Raw genomic sequence first — 15,176 nt, 5'->3', positions numbered from 1 at the left:
CACCGCGCCCCGTGCGCGGTGTTTTTTATCTGGCCGTCGTGATTTTTAAGGACGGCGTCGTACAGGTCACCCCCCGGTTGGGATTTTCGGGCAGTTGGGGTAGTCTGAGCCCTTCTGCTACTCACAGGAGTTCAAGATGATCCTCTCGACGACCCCCACGCTGGAAGGCAAAACCATTCGTGAATACCGCGGCATCGTGGTTGGCGAAGCCATTCTCGGCGCCAACATTTTCAAGGATCTCTTTGCCGGGATCCGCGACATCATCGGCGGCCGCTCCGGTGCCTATGAAAAAGAGCTGGCCCGTGCCCGCGAGATCGCCTTCGATGAGCTCAAAGAACGTGCTGCCGCCCTTGGCGCCAATGCGGTGGTCGGCATCGATATCGACTACGAGGTGGTGGGGCAAAATGGCAGCATGCTGATGGTCAGCATCAGTGGCACCGCCGTGGTGGTCTGATCGGGCACCCGCCTCTGCATGGGCAATGAGCCGATAACCGGGTTATCGGCTTTTTTATTGCCAGTCTGATACGTGGCGGCTGGCAGGGTTATCACTCAACTCATTGATTTTAAATATTTATATTTATTAATAATTCCGCTGGCCGGTTTTATTTTTTTTAACTGGGTGGCCCGAGAGGGCCAAGCTAGAGTGCCGCCATCAGGAACGACACCGCTCACGGACGAGGTTCTCTTCTCTTGAAGGCGCATCACTATGAATCAAAAACCTGCTCTGCTGACCCTTGTCATGCTGGCCATGACAGCCCATGCCGGCAGTGCCCTCGCGGCGCTGCCCAATTTCAGCGCCACTTGTCCCACCGATATCCGGGTCAAGTCACAAGGGGGCAACGTCTTTATCAATGGCAAGAAGGCGACCCTGAAAACACTGGCGCCCGCCGCCTATTCGGCCACAAACGGCAAGGTGGTCATCGGGATCACCTTCGATCTGCCCGCCAGCGAACCCACCCTGGATTACGTCATCAAGCATGATCGCCGGGCCCACGGCTTTTGCACCGTGCACGCCTGGTCGGCGGGCAAGGCAGCCGCACTGCCGATGGCCAAGGGAGACTCGCCCTATCAGGGCAAGTGGATCGCCAAGAACCGCGAGACAGGCGCCACGGTGGCCAATATTCAGGTGGATGGCAAGGAGCAGGTGTGGGTCAACGGAGTCAAGGTGAAGGCGAAACGGGCCGATGGCGCGCTGCAGTTTCGTCAGGGCACCATCCTCTACACCTTGCAGGGGGATCCGCGCATTCGCGATGAGAGCGACTGGAATGACAGCGATGTTCAGAATACCGGCCCCATCCGGCTCGAGTAACAGACGTGCCGTGCCACGGTTTGGTCATTGATGCAAAAAACAGAGAGCGGCATGGCCGCTCTCTGTTTTGTTGTCTCTATTGGTTGATCGCCGTGCGGGGCTAGATGCCGTGGATGGCGTTGGCTTCCCCATACCAGTCCAGCTTGTCGGCCAGAGTGACCACTGTGCCGATGATGATGAGGCTCGGGCTTTTCACCTGACGGGCCAGCTCGGCCAGCTGTTGCAGCTCGCCGCGCACCACCCGCTGACTGAGCTGGGTGCCTTGCTCCACCAGCGCCACCGGGGTGTGACCGGGCATGCCGTGGGTTTGCAGCGCATCCTGAATGCGGGCGGCGTGGGCCAGCCCCATGTAGAACACCAAGGTCTGGCGGGGGGCCGCCAGCGCCGACCACTCCTGGGCGATATTGCCCTCCTTGTCGTGGCCGGTGATGAACTGCACCCGCTGGGCGTGATCACGGTGGGTGAGGGGAATGCCGCTGTAGGCGGCGCAACCCGATGCAGCCGTGATGCCCGGTACCACCGAGAAGGGGATGCCCGCCTCGGCCAGGGTTTCCAGCTCCTCGCCACCCCGGCCAAAGATAAAGGGATCGCCCCCCTTGAGCCGCACCACCTGTTTGCCGAGGCGAGCCTGCTCCAGCAAAAGCTGGTTGATCGCCTGCTGGGGCACACAGTGGCGGCCCGCCTCCTTGCCAACAAAGATCCGCTCGGCATCCCGGCGAACAAGCGCCAGCACCTCCTGCGAGACCAGCCGGTCATAGACCACTACATCCGCCTGTTGCAGCTGCTGCAAGCCGTTCAGGGTGAGCAGCCCCGCATCGCCGGGGCCTGCGCCCACCAGGGTGACGCTTCCCTTGCTCAGCACCGGCTCATTCAATAGCTCAGCGACGCTCTGCTCGGCGGCCTGCTGCTGGCCGCGGGCCAGTTGGCGGGCGAGGCGATCGTGGCTAAAGAGCCGCTCCCAGAAGTGGCGGCGGGCCAGCTTGTCCGGAATGAGTTTGACCCGCTCGCGCAGCTTGCCCGCCAGCGCCGCGAGCTGGCCGAGGTGTTGCGGCAGCATGGCTTCGAGTTTTTCCCGCAGCTGGCGGCTCAGTACCGGTGCCGCGCCTGCGCTAGAGATGGCCACCATCAGCGGCGAGCGGTCGATGATGGCGGGCATGATGGCGCTGCAGTGGGCCGGAGAGTCCACCACATTGCAGAAGATCTGGCGCAGGCTCGCCTCATGAAAGACCTGATGGTTGACCTCTGGCTGGTTGGTGGCGGCTATCACCAGCCACTTGCCATCGAGCAGTTCGGGATGAAAGCCGGCGGCGCAGACGGTCAGGCGACCCTGCTCGGCCCAGCTCATCAGTTGGGGTTCCAGGTGCGGGGCATTGATGGTGATCTTCGCCTTGGCATCGAGCAGCAGGCGCGCCTTGCGCACCGCCACCTCACCGCCGCCGACGATCAGGACCGGCTTGTTTTGCAGCTGACAGAAGAGAGGGAGAAAGTCCATAACAGGCTCCGGATGCAGGCCCGCTCGCAATGCCGCGCCGGGCGAGATAGCAGGGCGCGCCGTGACGCACCCCGGATGGTCGGGGGAAAGATCCCCCGACGGGAATAAAAAAGGGGAAGGGTGATCTACGCCCTGGCCAACGACAGATCCCCACCGGTGTCGGCCACTTGATCACGCTTCCCCAAACGAGGTTTTTCCTATTGCACCGCTTTGACGTGCATGTTGGCGACGTACTGATCTTCGGCCCAGAATATGCGGTCAGCGACCATGGCTTCCGGGTTGAGGGTGACGCCGCGCAGCACCCGCTCCTTGAACTTGTGATAACCGGCCCGGTCGATAAGGTGACCCATGTGCAGGTAGATGGGTTTGCCATCCAGCATCTCGGCCTCGAACTCGAACAGGTTCTTGATCACCGCATGCAGCACCTCTTCGGTCACCCAGTTGAGGAACAGCTTGCCGGTACGGGGGGTCTTCTTGCTGGTGCGGCCCCCCAGCTTGACCATGTAGAGCTGCTTGGGATCCCGCTGCCAGGCCAGGGTCGGGCAGGCCAGTACGCACTCGCCACAGCCGATGCACTTGCTCTCCTCCTTGACCGCCTTGCCATGCTTGATGGCGAGGCAATCCACCGCGTGGTGGCTGCATGCCTTGACGCAGGCGCCGCAGCCGATGCAGCGCTCGGCATTGAAGTGGATTTTGGCGATGCCGAGGATGCCGAAGTCGGCCATGTTGGCCTTGGCGCAGTCGTTGGGGCAGCCAGCGATCACCATCTTGAGGTGATAGGGGTTGGGGTAGAGGTGTTTCTCCATCCGCTGGGCCAGCCCGGTGCAGTCGATATTACCCTTCTGGCAGATGGTGTTGCCCTGACAGGCTACGATGTTGCGCCCACCGATGGTCTGGTAACCGGCTGTGGTGTCCTCTACCTCGATGCCGCAGGTCTCCACCTCGATCTCCTTGATAAAGGGTTCGAGTGCGGCGTTGACCTTGTCCATGTCCTGATACTTGATGCCGGGCATCGCCAGCTTCTGGCGGGTGGTGAGGTGGATCAGGCCGTTGCCATACTGTTCGGCGATCTGCTGGGCCACTGCCAGCAGGTGGGCGGGCATGATCCCGCCTGGAATGCGTACGCTGATCATCGCTTCGCCGCGCACCTTGGAGAGGCGGTATTCGTTCTTGGCGCGGGCCTTGATGATGTCGATATCGAGACTCATGGTGTTCTCCCTCAGTCGATCAGATGCTGGGCCTGGTCAAAACGAAAGACCGGTCCATCCACGCAGATATAGGTGTCGCCCATCCGGCAGTGGCCGCATTTGCCCACGGCGCAGGCCATGCGGCGTTCGTAGTCGACCCAGATGCGATCCTTGGGGATGCCCCGTTCGAGGAAGGCGAGCACCACGAAGCGGATCATGATGGGGGGGCCGACCACGATCACCTGGATGTCCTCCTTGTCAGCGAGATCCAGCTGATCGATGTAGTCGGTGACCCGGCCGATGCGAAACTGCTCGCTCTCCTTGCCCTCGTCCAGGGTGACGATGAGGTTCTGCTGCTCGGCCCAGAGCGGCATCTCGTGGCGATAGAGCACCGCCTGCTCGTTCTTGAAGCCGAGGATCATGTCGAGGGACTTCACCTCTTCCGGATGTTTGCTGAAGCGGCGCAGCAGCCCCTTGACCGGCGCGACGCCGGTGCCGCCCGCTACCACGATGAGGTGCTGGTTGCGGTAGGTCTCCAGCGGGTAGCCGTTGCCGTGGACGCCGCGCATCCACACCTTGTCGCCTACATCGAGGGCAAACAGCGCATCGGTCACTTTGCCGACTTTGCGGATCAACAGATCCACATAGCCATCGCCATAGTCGGAGACCGAGATGGGCGCTTCGCCGACGGTGGGCAGGGAGATCTCCACAAACTGGCCGTAGTGGACATCAAAGTCGCGGGAGACCCGAAAGTTCCACTCCAGCTCGGTGTGACGCTCGATGGCCAGAATGGTGTAGGCCTTGGGCAGCAGGCGGTTTTCGACCATGTCCTGCTGCGGTTCTGCTGTTGCGGTTTGCTGGCACTGGCACATATCAGTTCGCCCCCTGCGCGTGGTCGGTTGCGATGGTCTGTTCGACCACATCGGTCATCTTGTTGATGATGTTGCTAAAGGAGATGTAGTGAGGGCAGCGATCGTCGCAGCGGCCGCAGCCGACGCACATGTGCTCCTCCCCCTGACGGGCCTTGTAGTCGTTGACCTTGTGCAGGGCGCGATAACGCAGGCGCTCGCCATGCTTGGTGCGAAAGCCGTGGCCACCGGCCATGTCGCTGAAGCCATCCACCATGCAGCTGGCCCACTGGCGACGGCGCTCACCCTGCTTGGGGTTCTCTGCATAAGTGAGGTCGTGCACGCTGTAGCAGCTGCAGGTCGGGCAGGAGGTGGTACAGCGGCCGCAGCCGATGCAGCGGCTGTCGTACTCGGCCCAGACCGGATGAGCGGTGAGGATCTGGCGGATCCGCTGGGGGTCGTTACAGACACTGTCCGGGGTGCGTACCTTGACCGGGTTGCTCTGGACAAATTCCGGGGTGAAGTCATCGGATTCACCGAGCTCGGCAAAGTAGCCGAGCAGCTCGGGATCCTTCACCTCGATGCGGGCTCCCTCATCGCTCAGACGAATGGCGGCGGCGTAGTCCCGGGTCTCGTTGCTGCCCATGGAGACGCAGAAGCAGTTCTCGAAGCTCTCGCGGCACTCCAGCAGTACCAGCTTGAGCTTGCTGCGCAGCCGGGCGTAGTAGACGTCGCTGTTCTGGCCGTTTTTCAGGTAGACCTGATCCAGCCTGCGCAGAGCGTGGATATCACAGCTGCGCAAGAACAGCAGGGTGGGCTTGGCCTCTACCTTTGATTCGCGCAGCTCCAGATTGTCGAAGTGGAACAGGGTCTGGGTGATGGGGAGCACCACCTCTTTCGGGGAGAAGTGGGACTTCTCCTGCCACACCAGATCGGCCGGATGACGGATGCTGTGATAGGTGACGTTGTCGGTGTCGGAGAAGCGGCCGCCCCGATATTCGGCCGCGGGCGCCATGATCCGGTAATCGGGCAGCAGCCGCTCGAACAGCTGCGCCAGCGCGGGATGGGTGAGAAGAAACGACATAAATAAACACCTTGTATGAGGGTGAGATGCCCTGGCATAGGGATGAGGAGCGGGCCGGGTGTCTGGCACCGGTTCTGGCCGCGCTTGCCTCGCCACGGTCTGTTTTTATGACTCATGTTGCTCAACTGACCCGATTGTTATTGTGTTGGCGGCGCGTGCGTCGCGGCAGGTCGGGTCATGCCTGTAAAACCCTTATCAATTGAGCAGGGCGGCCTGATAGCCTGCGCACTTGCCCATCACGTATCCCATCTCCAGCTTGTTGATATCGCGGGTGAAACGGGAAACGGGGAAGTAGTCGGCCGGGGCGATCACCTCGATCTGGCAGTCCTCCGGCGGATTGGCGATAAAATCGAGCGCCTCGTTGTAGCTGCGATCCCGCTGCTCCAGCGCCTGTGCCAGCGCGGGACGGGTCTTGAGCAGGGTACGGATCATCCAGGGGAAGGGCATCGGCTTGAGCCGATAGCCGAGCGGCTCGGAGAGGATCACCGTCAGGTGACGGGCACCGCGGCGGTAGGCCTCGATCACCGGGATGGAGTCGGCCACCCCGCCATCTGTCATCGGTACCCCGTGTACCTCCGGGTATTCGTGGGAGGCGAGGGGAATGGCGCAGCTGGCGGGCAGCACCTCGTTCATGTTCTCCGGCTTGACCCGGATGTACTCAGCCTTGCCGGTCAGGGTATTGGTCACCACCGCATAGAAGGGGATGCCGGTCTCCCGGTAGGCGTGAATGTCGAGGGGATACTTGCGACAGCTGGTGTTCCACAGCCAGTGGATATCCACCAGATTGCCCCCCTTGGCAAAACGCAGGGGATCCATAAACTGCTGGCTGCATGCCAGTTTGGTCAGGATCTCGTGGCTGCGGCCATGCTGGCTGGCGAGATAAGCCAGCAAGTTGGTGGCCCCCGCCGAGACGCCGATGGCGAAGTCAAAGGGGCGATAGTCATGCTCGATAAACGCATCCAGCACGCCGCTGGCAAATATGCCGCGCATGGCGCCGCCTTCTACAACCAATGCGCTGGGGGATGCGTTTTTGTTCATGACAGGCACCTCATTGATAAGTCAGAGAGAAAAAGTGGGAAAGAGAACGTTCGGGCTGTCAGGCCGACCGTTCTGACAACCAACCGGGGTTGGCCATCGCAATGAGGTCATTCTAGGAAGGGGATAGTGTTTAGAATATCTGTTAATAATGAATCAAGTGTTTTGTATTTCTAAACGACACTGATAAACCCGTTGTGATCAAAGGGGTTGTGTAGGAGTCTCAACGACTCTGTGATGGCTGGATATTGGCAAGGATGAGTGTGTCATGACGTTATTGGTTCCCCCGCAGCTCCGATGTGGCGATACCATCGCTTTTTTCTCCCCCTCCAGCGCGGCGACCGCCTGGGCACCCAACCGTTTTGCCCGCGCCAGAGCCTTTCTTGAGGGGCAGGGCTTTAGGCTCAAGGCGGGCAGCCTCACCGGCCAGCAGGATCACTGGCGCTCCGGTTCCATCGCCGCGCGGGCCGAGGAGCTCAACGCCCTTATTCGCGACCCAGAAGTGCGCTGCATCATGTCGGTGATTGGCGGCAGCAACTCCAACTCCCTGCTGCCCTACCTCGATTTTGATGCGCTGAGGCGCGATCCCAAGATCATTGTTGGCTACTCCGATGTGACGGCGCTGCTGCTCGGCATCCATGCCCAAACTGGCCTGGTTACCTTTTATGGCCCGGCGCTGGTGGCCTCCTTTGGCGAGTTGCCGCCGCTGGTGGATGAGACGCTGGCCAGTTTTTTACAGATTGTGCTGGCCGATGACGCTGGCGTCCCCTGCACGTTGCCTACGCCAGCACAATGGAGCGATGAACGGCTGGACTGGGAGAACCAGACCCGGGCCAAGCAGTGCCAGCCCAATCGGCTGATCTCGGTGGGCTCAGGCCGGGTTGAGGGGCGGCTGATGGGCGGCAACCTCAACACCATGGCGGGGATCTGGGGCTCCCCCTATATGCCGCCCATCGAGCGCGGTGATATTTTGCTGCTGGAGGACAGCCTGAAATCTGCCGAGACGCTGGAGCGCTCCTTTGCCCATCTCAAGCTGTGCGGGGTGTTTGAGCGGATCGGCGCGCTTATCCTCGGCAAGCACGAGTTGTTCAACGATCAGGGTAGCGGCAAGCGCCCCCTCGATATCCTGCTGGAGGTGGTGGGGGAGCCAAACTTCCCCATTCTGGCGGAGTTTGACTGCGCCCATACTCACCCCATGCTGACGTTGCCGCTGGGCATCGAGGCGGCACTCGATCTCGACCGCCAGCAGCTCACGCTACAGGAGCACTGGTGGCGAGCAGAATGAGCACGAAATGAATGTCAAAAAACAAGGCCGCTTAGCGGCCTTGTCTGTTTTTGTGGGGCGTGATCAGGGCAGGGCATCGGGCCGGAAGCTGGCGCGGATCTGCGGCACTAGGCTTGAAGGGTCGAACCCTTTCTCCTCGCCCAGCACCGGATGGAGCAGGGGCTTCTCTTCGATGGGGGTGATTTCCCCCGCCAGCAGCTGGCGGGTGGCCTGACCCATCTGGTAGAGCTGGCGCACCGGCGCAAACTGGGTCGCCAGATTGAGGGGATCATCGGCGCGGGTGAAGGCCATCATGGGGATCTGGTAGGTGGCATCGCGTGCCGGCTTGTCACCGTGAATGCCCTTGCCGGCAGACATCAAAAACGGCTGGTGATCGCCAAAGGCCACCACCAGATAGCGCTTGCCCGACTGGTCGAGGGTCTTGAGCAGCCGCTCCAGCGAGGCCATGGCATCCACCACCCCTGTGTAATAGGTGTTGAGCAGCTGGGTGTCACTCTCGCTCTGGTTCGGGCAGGCGCCGCTGCGCTCCTGCCCCTGATAGCGGGGGCCATCGAAGGGGCCATGCCCCTGCATGGTGACCGCATAGGCAAACAGCGGTTTGTCATCTTGTTCGCCGCGCTTGAGCAGGTGGTCGATCAGCGCATCATCGGAGATATAGAGCCCCTTGTGCTCGAGGGTGGTGAAGCGGGTGTCGAACCAGCGCTCCTCATAGCCGAGCGCCGGGATCGCCTTGGCGCGCCCCCAGAACTTCTCTACATAGGGGTGGGCAAACAAGGTCTTATAGCCGCTTTGTCTGGCGCTCTGGGCCAGTCCCGGCACCTGCTGTGAGAGGTAGTAGTAGGGCACCACCCCCTGCTTGAGCAAGCCCACCGGAAGGCCGGTGTTCATCTCGAACTCCGCCAGCACCGTCATGCCGCCGGTGGTGGGGGAGTGGATGGTTTTTTGCCACTGCTGCACGCTGGCGGGCAGGGAGAGGGTGGGAGCCGGGGCGCAGATCCGCCCCTTCCAGTCGAGCCAGAGCGACTCATATTGCAGCACGATCACCAGATCCCAGCGCGGCGCAATGCCCTGGGGCGGATAACTCAGCCGCGGGGTCAGCTCGTTGATCTGCAAGGGGTAGCGAAACACGCTGCCGCTTTGCAGCATCTCGTCCACCAGATTGAACAGATAGAGGCCGGGGCCGGAGCGGATGATGTCCCTGTGGTAGTTGACCGCGCGATCCACGTAGCGAATGTTGGCCCCCAGCAGCTTGTTGCCGGTCTGGGTGGCAAAGACGCAGAGGGCAAAGAAGGCGACGGTGGCCGCGGCTGTGCGCAACACCCAGCGTGACAGGGCAAAGCGCCAGCAGAGAAACAGTGCCAGCAAAACGGTGAAGATGGGCAGGATGGGGTGCTGGTCGAGCAGGATCCGCAGCAGCGCCAGCAGGTTGCCAAAATCATCACCCCCGAGCGGCACGCCGTAGATGGCGATCTTCATAAAGTTGGCCAGCAGACCTATGCCAGAAAGCGCGGTAAAGACCAGCCCCATATAGAGGTTGAAGCCCGCCAGCGCGCAGAGGCTCCAGCCCAGCACCATGCTGCCCCAGGCCAGATAGTAGTGCTCCGGCCGAAAGCCTGACCAGAGCAGAAATTCCCCCAGCTTGAACACCACGAAGCCGTGCAGCAGCACGAAGGTGAGGTTGCCGAGCAGCAGGCTGCCGATGATCCGCCAGCGCAGGCTGCGGCGCAGCTTTGGTAGCACCGTCTTGAGCACGGCGGCGCTCAGGGCCAGCACCAGGGTCAGGCTCACCACCAGATAGGTGAGGTTGAAGCCCTGTTCCGGCAGGGTTTGCAGGATCTGGCTGAAATCGCCGCTCTCGGGGCGATCTTTTAGCAGCAGACCGATGCGCAGCTGATAACGGCTGGCCAGTGCATCGTCCGGGGCGCGCAGGGTGCTGTTGAGATCCAGGGTGCAGCGGTTATTGCGGCACACCTGACGTTTATCCACCGCTTGACTCAGCTGGTCGATCCGCTCCCCCTTGTCGTTGAGCAGCTCCACCCGCACCTTGTCCCCCGCTTGCAATGGCCCTCGCAACTGCCACTGACTGCGCACCACCAGATAGAGACCGCGGCTGTCGCTTTTATAGAGCAGGGCGTGGCGGGTGAGGGTGGCCAGCGGGTTGTCGGCGGGGCCCAGCACCAGCGGCTGGGCACGGCCCAGCCAGCTGCCGGGATTGATCAGCGGCAACAACAGGGTCAGCAGCAGCAATCCGCCCAGCAGGGCAAGCAGCAGAGAGGGCAGACTCAGGACGCGGGGGCGGCCTGAGGAGGGGCGATTCATATAAGCTCATCCTTTGAGCGAGTGAGGGAGAGATCGTTCATCCGCATAGAGTTTGACCCGATGGTGCGGGCCTTGTTTCAGCTTGTCAATTTAATGACCACTTAATGAATATTTGGTTACAGCTCAACCTTGCAAATTGTGATCCCGATCGAGGGGTTGTTCGGAATATGTGATGAAAGCGTCATCATGGGGTTTTGCCACTGGCTTGGGAGGGATCTGCTGTTTAGTCTCTCGATAGCGACTGGAGGTACATGTATGAATCCCAAAGTGATGGCACGTCAGGCCAGATTGCTGCGCATGCTGGAGAGCAAGGAAGAGATCCGGATCGGACGCGAGCGCGACTGCCCGCTGCCGCTGGCCCAACTGGTCAAGCTGAAGGATAGCCATCCGGCTGTGGTCAAGGTCTATCGCCACGGTCTCACCGCCGAGGTGTTTCACCTCAAGGTGGAGGGGCATCACTGGTGCCTCAAGCGGCGCCGTCAGGATTCGCTGGTGGCCAACCTCGATGGCAAGACCGCCTTTCTGACCGAGCTGGAGCGGCGGCGCGAAATCGAGGCGCTGCGCGAGCTGCACCCTACCGTCCTCTCCCACGTGGTCTGCACCAGCTTTGGCTCGGCGCGTGCCGGGGTGCTGGTCTCCCCCTGGTTGCGGGGCGTGCCGGTCCATCAGCTCAACGAACGCAATCTGGCCCAGATGCTGGAGGTGCAGGGGGAGCTGGCCCGCTGGGGCTGGTTTGACTGGGACCCGAGCCCGGGCAACCTGCTCGATGACGGCGAGCAGATCTGCGTGTTCGACTTTGGCTATATGTGGACCTTTGATCCCCGCTTTGAATACAACTCCAATGGTCTGGTCGACCCGCAGTTCCATGTGCCGGAGCGACTGGAGACCCGCACCCTCTCGGGGCTTTGGCTCGATGAGGCCGATCCTCTGCCGCAATTTCGCTACTGGCGCGAGCTTTGCCTGAAATGGGTCAAACGGGAGATCCATCACCTGATCCGCGAAGGGGCCAGCGCGCCCGTGCTGGCCCGCCTGCACGCCCTGCAAGGGGAGTGGAGCGCCGCGCTGGCGAGCGACGACGCGCTGGTCGCCAACTGGTGGCGGGACATGTATCGCAGCCACCGGCTCGATGTGGCCGATGATCTGAGCGGCCAGAGCTGCGGCCCGCTTACCCTGCGTCGCCTCGACTGGTTGATGCAGGCAGTGACGGATCACTATCCGCTGCTGGTGGACAATCTCTCGCCTCAGGAGACGGAGCTCGGCCAGACCGGGCTGCTGGCCCGCTTGCAGCAGCTGCGTCGGGAAGCCGTGGCCTGTCAGTTGCCAGCCACCAGCCTTGCCTGAGCTAACACATCCGCGGAATACAAATGAACAGGGCGCCGTGTTGGCACCCTGTTGCATGGTCTGGTTCGCCTCGCGGTGAGGGTCAGTCCAGCAGCTCCTGATGGAGGCGGTTGACGATATTGCCCGCCTCGCTCTCCTTGACCAGGAAGCAGAGGTTGTGGGCGCTGGCGCCGTAGCAGATCATCCGGATGTTGTGCTCGCGCAGGGCGTCAAAGACCTGACTGCCCACCCCGTTCACTTCGCTCATCCGGTTGCCGATAAGCGCCACCAGTGCCAGACCGGTTTCCACCTCCACCTTGCAGAGCTGGCCCAGCTCGGCCAGTACCTTGTCGCTCAGGATCGGTTCGCCGTTACTCTGGCTGCCGGTGTGATCCAGCGTCAGCGACACGCTCACCTCCGACGTGGTGATGAGGTCGACCGAGATGCGGTGACGGGCCAGAATGCCGAACACTTCGGCCAGAAATCCGTAGGCGTGGAACATGTTGAGGCTGTGCAGGGTCACCAGCACCTGCTGGCGGCGCAGGGCGACGGCGCGAAACAGCGGGCTTGAATCTGTGCTGGCGCGGATCCAGGTACCACCGGCGGCGGGGTCCTTGGCGGAGCCGACAAACACCGGAATATTCTGGCGCACCGCCGGTTGCAATGTGGCGGGGTGCAGCACTTTGGCGCCGAAGGTGGCCATCTCGGCCGCTTCGACAAAGCTGATTTCGGGAATGGGGCGGGCGCGGGTGACGAGGCGCGGATCCGTGGTGTAGATGCCGGGCACATCGGTCCAGATCTCGATACTGGCGGCATCGAGTGCTTCGGTGAGCAGGGCCGCGCTGTAGTCAGAGCCGCCGCGCCCCAGCGTGGTGGTGCGGCCATCGCCATCGGCACCGATAAAGCCCTGGGTGATGATGAGGCTGTCGCCAAGCTGCGGGCCCAGCGTCTGCTGGCAGAGGGTTCGGGTGGTGGCCAGATCGACGGTGGCCTTGCCAAAGCGGCTGTCGGTGCGCATCAGCTGGCGCACATCCTGCCAGTGGGCCTTGACGCCGCGCTGGCGCAGCAGTTCGGTAAAGAGGCGGGTAGACATCAGCTCGCCGCAGGCGATGAGGCGATCGGCCAGCTCTGCATCGGTATGTTGGTGGGCTTGCTGGGCCATGAGGCGGATCTCGTCCAGCTGGCCATGAATGAGGGCGCTCACATCAACAGGGTTGCCGAGATCGGTCAGAATGGCCTGCTGGATCCCGGCCAGTTTGGCCAGCTGCTCGTCGCGGCCCGCTTCGTCCAGCTCCCCTTGTGCCAGAGCGACCAGCAGGTTGGTGACACCGGCGCTGGCGCTCAGCACCACCACCCGGGTGGCGGGATTGGCCAGCACGATATCGGCGCAGTGATTCATGGCCGGGAAGTTGGCGACACTGGTTCCGCCAAACTTGGCGACATTGATCGGGCTCATTGCTTACTCCTGTCTTATTTTAAGATTCCGGTTCCATCGGGCAAAAAAGAGAGGAGGAGGCTGAAAATGGCAGGAATGAACGAAACTATCCCGGCCAGAAGCACTCCACCTGCAGAGCCCATCCCGTACCGCCCCTGACAGGGCGCGGTGGGGGATGATCACTACCGATGACAACCCGGGGGATTCAGCCCCCGCAGCCGACGTTGAGGTTACCAGTCTCCTCACTCGTCTCGGCGCTGCTCCCCCTGACCCAAGTTCACCGGACGCTGGCGTCCTCCCTTGGGCTGCCTGGGCAGCGCTCCTCTTCTGGCTCCACCAGGGCGGTGGAGTGCATTTAGAAATACCCTGCGTTGGATTGCACTGTCAATCGAGTTTGTGAAAAAGTTCAAATTGTCAGCTAACTCAACGCAGGATCAATGACTTAGGCAATGGTCTTTGACAAAACCTTGGAACGGCGCTGCCAGTTGTAGAGACGCTGGCGCGCCACCGGCAGATCTTCCACTTCCAGCGGATCGAAGCCCCGCTCCCGGAACCAGTGGATGGAGCGGGTGGTGAGCACGAACAGGCGGCGAATGCCGAGCCGTTTGGCCCGCTCGGCCACCTTGGCCACCAGCTGATCCCCCCGGTTGGAGTTGCGATAGTCGGGGTGGATGGCGACGCAGGCCATCTCCGCCATCGCCTCTTCCATAAAGCAGTAGAGGGCCGCGCAGCCGATGATGAGGCCATCGCGTTCTATGATGGTGAACTTGTCGATCTCCATCTCCAGCTGCTCGCGGGAGCGGCGCACCAGAATGCCTTCCTCCTCCAGCGGGCGAATGAGATCCAGAATGCCACCGATATCTTCGATGGTGGCGGCGCGGGCCTGCTCGGCACTTTCCCGCACGATCTGGGTGCCGAGGCCGTCGCGGCTGAACAGCTCCTGCAACATGGCGCCATCATCCTGATAGCTCACCAGATGGGAGCGGGGCACCCCGCCACGGCAGGAGGCAATGGCCGCACGCAGGTAGCGGGCGGTGCCGGACATCTCTTCGCCCGCCTGCTCCAGCTCCACCAGCAGCTCTTCGGCCTGCTCGGGGAAGAGCTCGGAGATGGCTTCACCGCGCCTGTCCATTACCCCCTGGGTGCTGCTGAAGCAGATGAGCTTGTCCGCCTTGAGGTCGACCGCCACCCGGCGGGCCACCTCTTCGGAGCTCAGGTTAAAGCTCTCGCCGGTGACCGAGCAGCCGATGGGGGAGATAAGCACCAGACTCTTCTGGTCGAGCTGGCGGGTGATGCCCTCCACGTCGATGCGGCGCACCCGGCCGCTATGGCAAAAGTCGATGCCATCATCCACCCCCAGCGGCTGGGCAGTGACGAAGTTGCCGCTCACCACGCTGATCCGTGCCCCCTGCATGGGGGTGTTGGCGAGCCCCATGGAGAGCTGGGCGGTGATGTCATATTGCAGGCCACCACACACCTGTTTGATGATGGTGAAGCTCTCGTCATCGGTGACCCGGATCCGCTTGTGATACTGGGCCTCGATACCGGCGCGGGCCAGCGCTTCATCGTTTTGCGGACGTGAACCAAACACCAGCACCAGGCGTATGCCCAGTGTCTGCAGCAGGGCGATATCGCTGACGATATTGGCGAAGTTGGGGTGGCAAATGGCTTCTCCCCCCATCATCAGCACAAAGGTGGCGCCCCGATGCACATTGACATAGGGGGTGGATTGCCGGAAGGCATTGACCAGACTGGGTTCGCGTTCACGCACTTGATATTTCTTCCATAAAAAAACAGCGATTGGCTCAATATATGAAAATTAATTCACAAATCAAGACTAAATATTGATTTTGGCCGTTTCT

The 15,176-nt window shown here is 61.7% G+C and carries 12 protein-coding genes and 1 riboswitch; of the genes, 4 read left to right on the top strand and 8 right to left on the bottom strand.

Features of this window, described 5'->3' with window-relative positions:
* The first annotated feature begins 136 nt into the window (after nt 1-136).
* Together AB5Z05_RS10955 and AB5Z05_RS10950 are read left to right on the top strand one after the other, a co-directional pair.
* Nucleotides 137-454, top strand: coding sequence for a heavy metal-binding domain-containing protein (locus AB5Z05_RS10955; protein ID WP_005333757.1), 318 nt, complete (start codon nt 137-139; stop codon nt 452-454).
* Between the two features lie 252 nt (nt 455-706).
* Nucleotides 707-1,309, top strand: a complete 603-nt coding sequence (locus AB5Z05_RS10950) for a hypothetical protein (protein WP_088869211.1) — start codon at nt 707-709, stop codon at nt 1,307-1,309.
* Nucleotides 1,310-1,409: 100 nt separating this feature from the next.
* Here AB5Z05_RS10950 and cysG read toward each other — a convergent pair whose 3' ends face one another.
* The 5 genes from cysG to AB5Z05_RS10925 form a co-directional block, all read right to left on the bottom strand.
* A complete protein-coding gene (gene cysG, locus AB5Z05_RS10945; RefSeq protein WP_368151491.1) occupies nt 1,410-2,801 on the bottom strand; it encodes a siroheme synthase CysG in 1,392 nt (463 codons plus the stop codon).
* A 197-nt stretch (nt 2,802-2,998) separates the two neighbouring features.
* Nucleotides 2,999-4,009: a sulfite reductase subunit C gene (gene asrC / locus AB5Z05_RS10940; RefSeq protein ID WP_040066440.1), complete on the bottom strand. Its 1,011-nt coding sequence runs from the start codon at nt 4,007-4,009 to the stop codon at nt 2,999-3,001.
* 11 nt (nt 4,010-4,020) lie between these two features.
* On the bottom strand, nt 4,021-4,860 hold the full coding sequence (gene asrB, locus AB5Z05_RS10935; RefSeq protein WP_139740358.1) for an anaerobic sulfite reductase subunit AsrB: 840 nt from the start codon (nt 4,858-4,860) through the stop codon (nt 4,021-4,023).
* Nucleotide 4,861: 1 nt separating this feature from the next.
* A complete protein-coding gene (gene asrA / locus AB5Z05_RS10930; RefSeq protein WP_368151489.1) occupies nt 4,862-5,920 on the bottom strand; it encodes an anaerobic sulfite reductase subunit AsrA in 1,059 nt (352 codons plus the stop codon).
* A 195-nt stretch (nt 5,921-6,115) separates the two neighbouring features.
* Nucleotides 6,116-6,958, bottom strand: a complete 843-nt coding sequence (locus AB5Z05_RS10925) for a patatin family protein (RefSeq protein ID WP_005333746.1) — start codon at nt 6,956-6,958, stop codon at nt 6,116-6,118.
* Nucleotides 6,959-7,223: 265 nt separating this feature from the next.
* Between AB5Z05_RS10925 and AB5Z05_RS10920 the strand changes: the two genes are divergently transcribed.
* The gene (locus AB5Z05_RS10920; RefSeq protein WP_368151487.1) at nt 7,224-8,240 is read left to right on the top strand and encodes a S66 peptidase family protein; all 1,017 of its coding nucleotides are present in this window, start codon (nt 7,224-7,226) and stop codon (nt 8,238-8,240) included.
* A 63-nt stretch (nt 8,241-8,303) separates the two neighbouring features.
* Here AB5Z05_RS10920 and AB5Z05_RS10915 read toward each other — a convergent pair whose 3' ends face one another.
* The gene (locus AB5Z05_RS10915) at nt 8,304-10,559 is read right to left on the bottom strand and encodes an LTA synthase family protein (RefSeq protein ID WP_368151485.1); all 2,256 of its coding nucleotides are present in this window, start codon (nt 10,557-10,559) and stop codon (nt 8,304-8,306) included.
* 255 nt (nt 10,560-10,814) lie between these two features.
* On the opposite strand from AB5Z05_RS10915, the gene AB5Z05_RS10910 reads away from it, so the two are divergent.
* On the top strand, nt 10,815-11,900 hold the full coding sequence (locus AB5Z05_RS10910) for a hypothetical protein (protein ID WP_043819581.1): 1,086 nt from the start codon (nt 10,815-10,817) through the stop codon (nt 11,898-11,900).
* 82 nt (nt 11,901-11,982) lie between these two features.
* Here the strand turns inward: AB5Z05_RS10910 and lysC are convergent, their stop codons facing one another.
* Together lysC and argA are read right to left on the bottom strand one after the other, a co-directional pair.
* Entirely contained in the window at nt 11,983-13,335 is a 1,353-nt protein-coding gene (lysC, locus tag AB5Z05_RS10905; protein WP_368151483.1) for a lysine-sensitive aspartokinase 3, read from the bottom strand.
* 90 nt (nt 13,336-13,425) lie between these two features.
* A riboswitch (Lysine riboswitch) is annotated at nt 13,426-13,649 on the bottom strand.
* 107 nt (nt 13,650-13,756) lie between these two features.
* Complete coding sequence (gene argA / locus AB5Z05_RS10900; protein ID WP_005345063.1) at nt 13,757-15,085, bottom strand: amino-acid N-acetyltransferase; 1,329 nt, start codon at nt 15,083-15,085, stop codon at nt 13,757-13,759.
* Between the last annotated feature and the right edge of the window lie 91 nt (nt 15,086-15,176).

The organism is Aeromonas sp. R2-4 (assembly GCF_040908365.1).
Classification (GTDB): domain Bacteria; phylum Pseudomonadota; class Gammaproteobacteria; order Enterobacterales; family Aeromonadaceae; genus Aeromonas; species Aeromonas veronii.
This window is presented reverse-complemented; position numbering and strand designations above follow the sequence as displayed.

What these genes read in the sequence shown, in the direction of transcription:
- asrC (WP_040066440.1), bottom strand. Translation starts at nt 4,009, where the DNA reads ATGAGTCTCGATATCGACATCATCAAGGCCCGCGCCAAGAACGAATAC.
- cysG (WP_368151491.1), bottom strand. Translation starts at nt 2,801, where the DNA reads ATGGACTTTCTCCCTCTCTTCTGTCAGCTGCAAAACAAGCCGGTCCTG.
- AB5Z05_RS10950 (WP_088869211.1), top strand. Translation starts at nt 707, where the DNA reads ATGAATCAAAAACCTGCTCTGCTGACCCTTGTCATGCTGGCCATGACA.
- AB5Z05_RS10920 (WP_368151487.1), top strand. Translation starts at nt 7,224, where the DNA reads ATGACGTTATTGGTTCCCCCGCAGCTCCGATGTGGCGATACCATCGCT.
- AB5Z05_RS10925 (WP_005333746.1), bottom strand. Translation starts at nt 6,958, where the DNA reads ATGAACAAAAACGCATCCCCCAGCGCATTGGTTGTAGAAGGCGGCGCC.
- AB5Z05_RS10955 (WP_005333757.1), top strand. Translation starts at nt 137, where the DNA reads ATGATCCTCTCGACGACCCCCACGCTGGAAGGCAAAACCATTCGTGAA.
- asrB (WP_139740358.1), bottom strand. Translation starts at nt 4,860, where the DNA reads ATGTGCCAGTGCCAGCAAACCGCAACAGCAGAACCGCAGCAGGACATG.
- asrA (WP_368151489.1), bottom strand. Translation starts at nt 5,920, where the DNA reads ATGTCGTTTCTTCTCACCCATCCCGCGCTGGCGCAGCTGTTCGAGCGG.
- AB5Z05_RS10910 (WP_043819581.1), top strand. Translation starts at nt 10,815, where the DNA reads ATGAATCCCAAAGTGATGGCACGTCAGGCCAGATTGCTGCGCATGCTG.
- AB5Z05_RS10915 (WP_368151485.1), bottom strand. Translation starts at nt 10,559, where the DNA reads ATGAATCGCCCCTCCTCAGGCCGCCCCCGCGTCCTGAGTCTGCCCTCT.
- lysC (WP_368151483.1), bottom strand. Translation starts at nt 13,335, where the DNA reads ATGAGCCCGATCAATGTCGCCAAGTTTGGCGGAACCAGTGTCGCCAAC.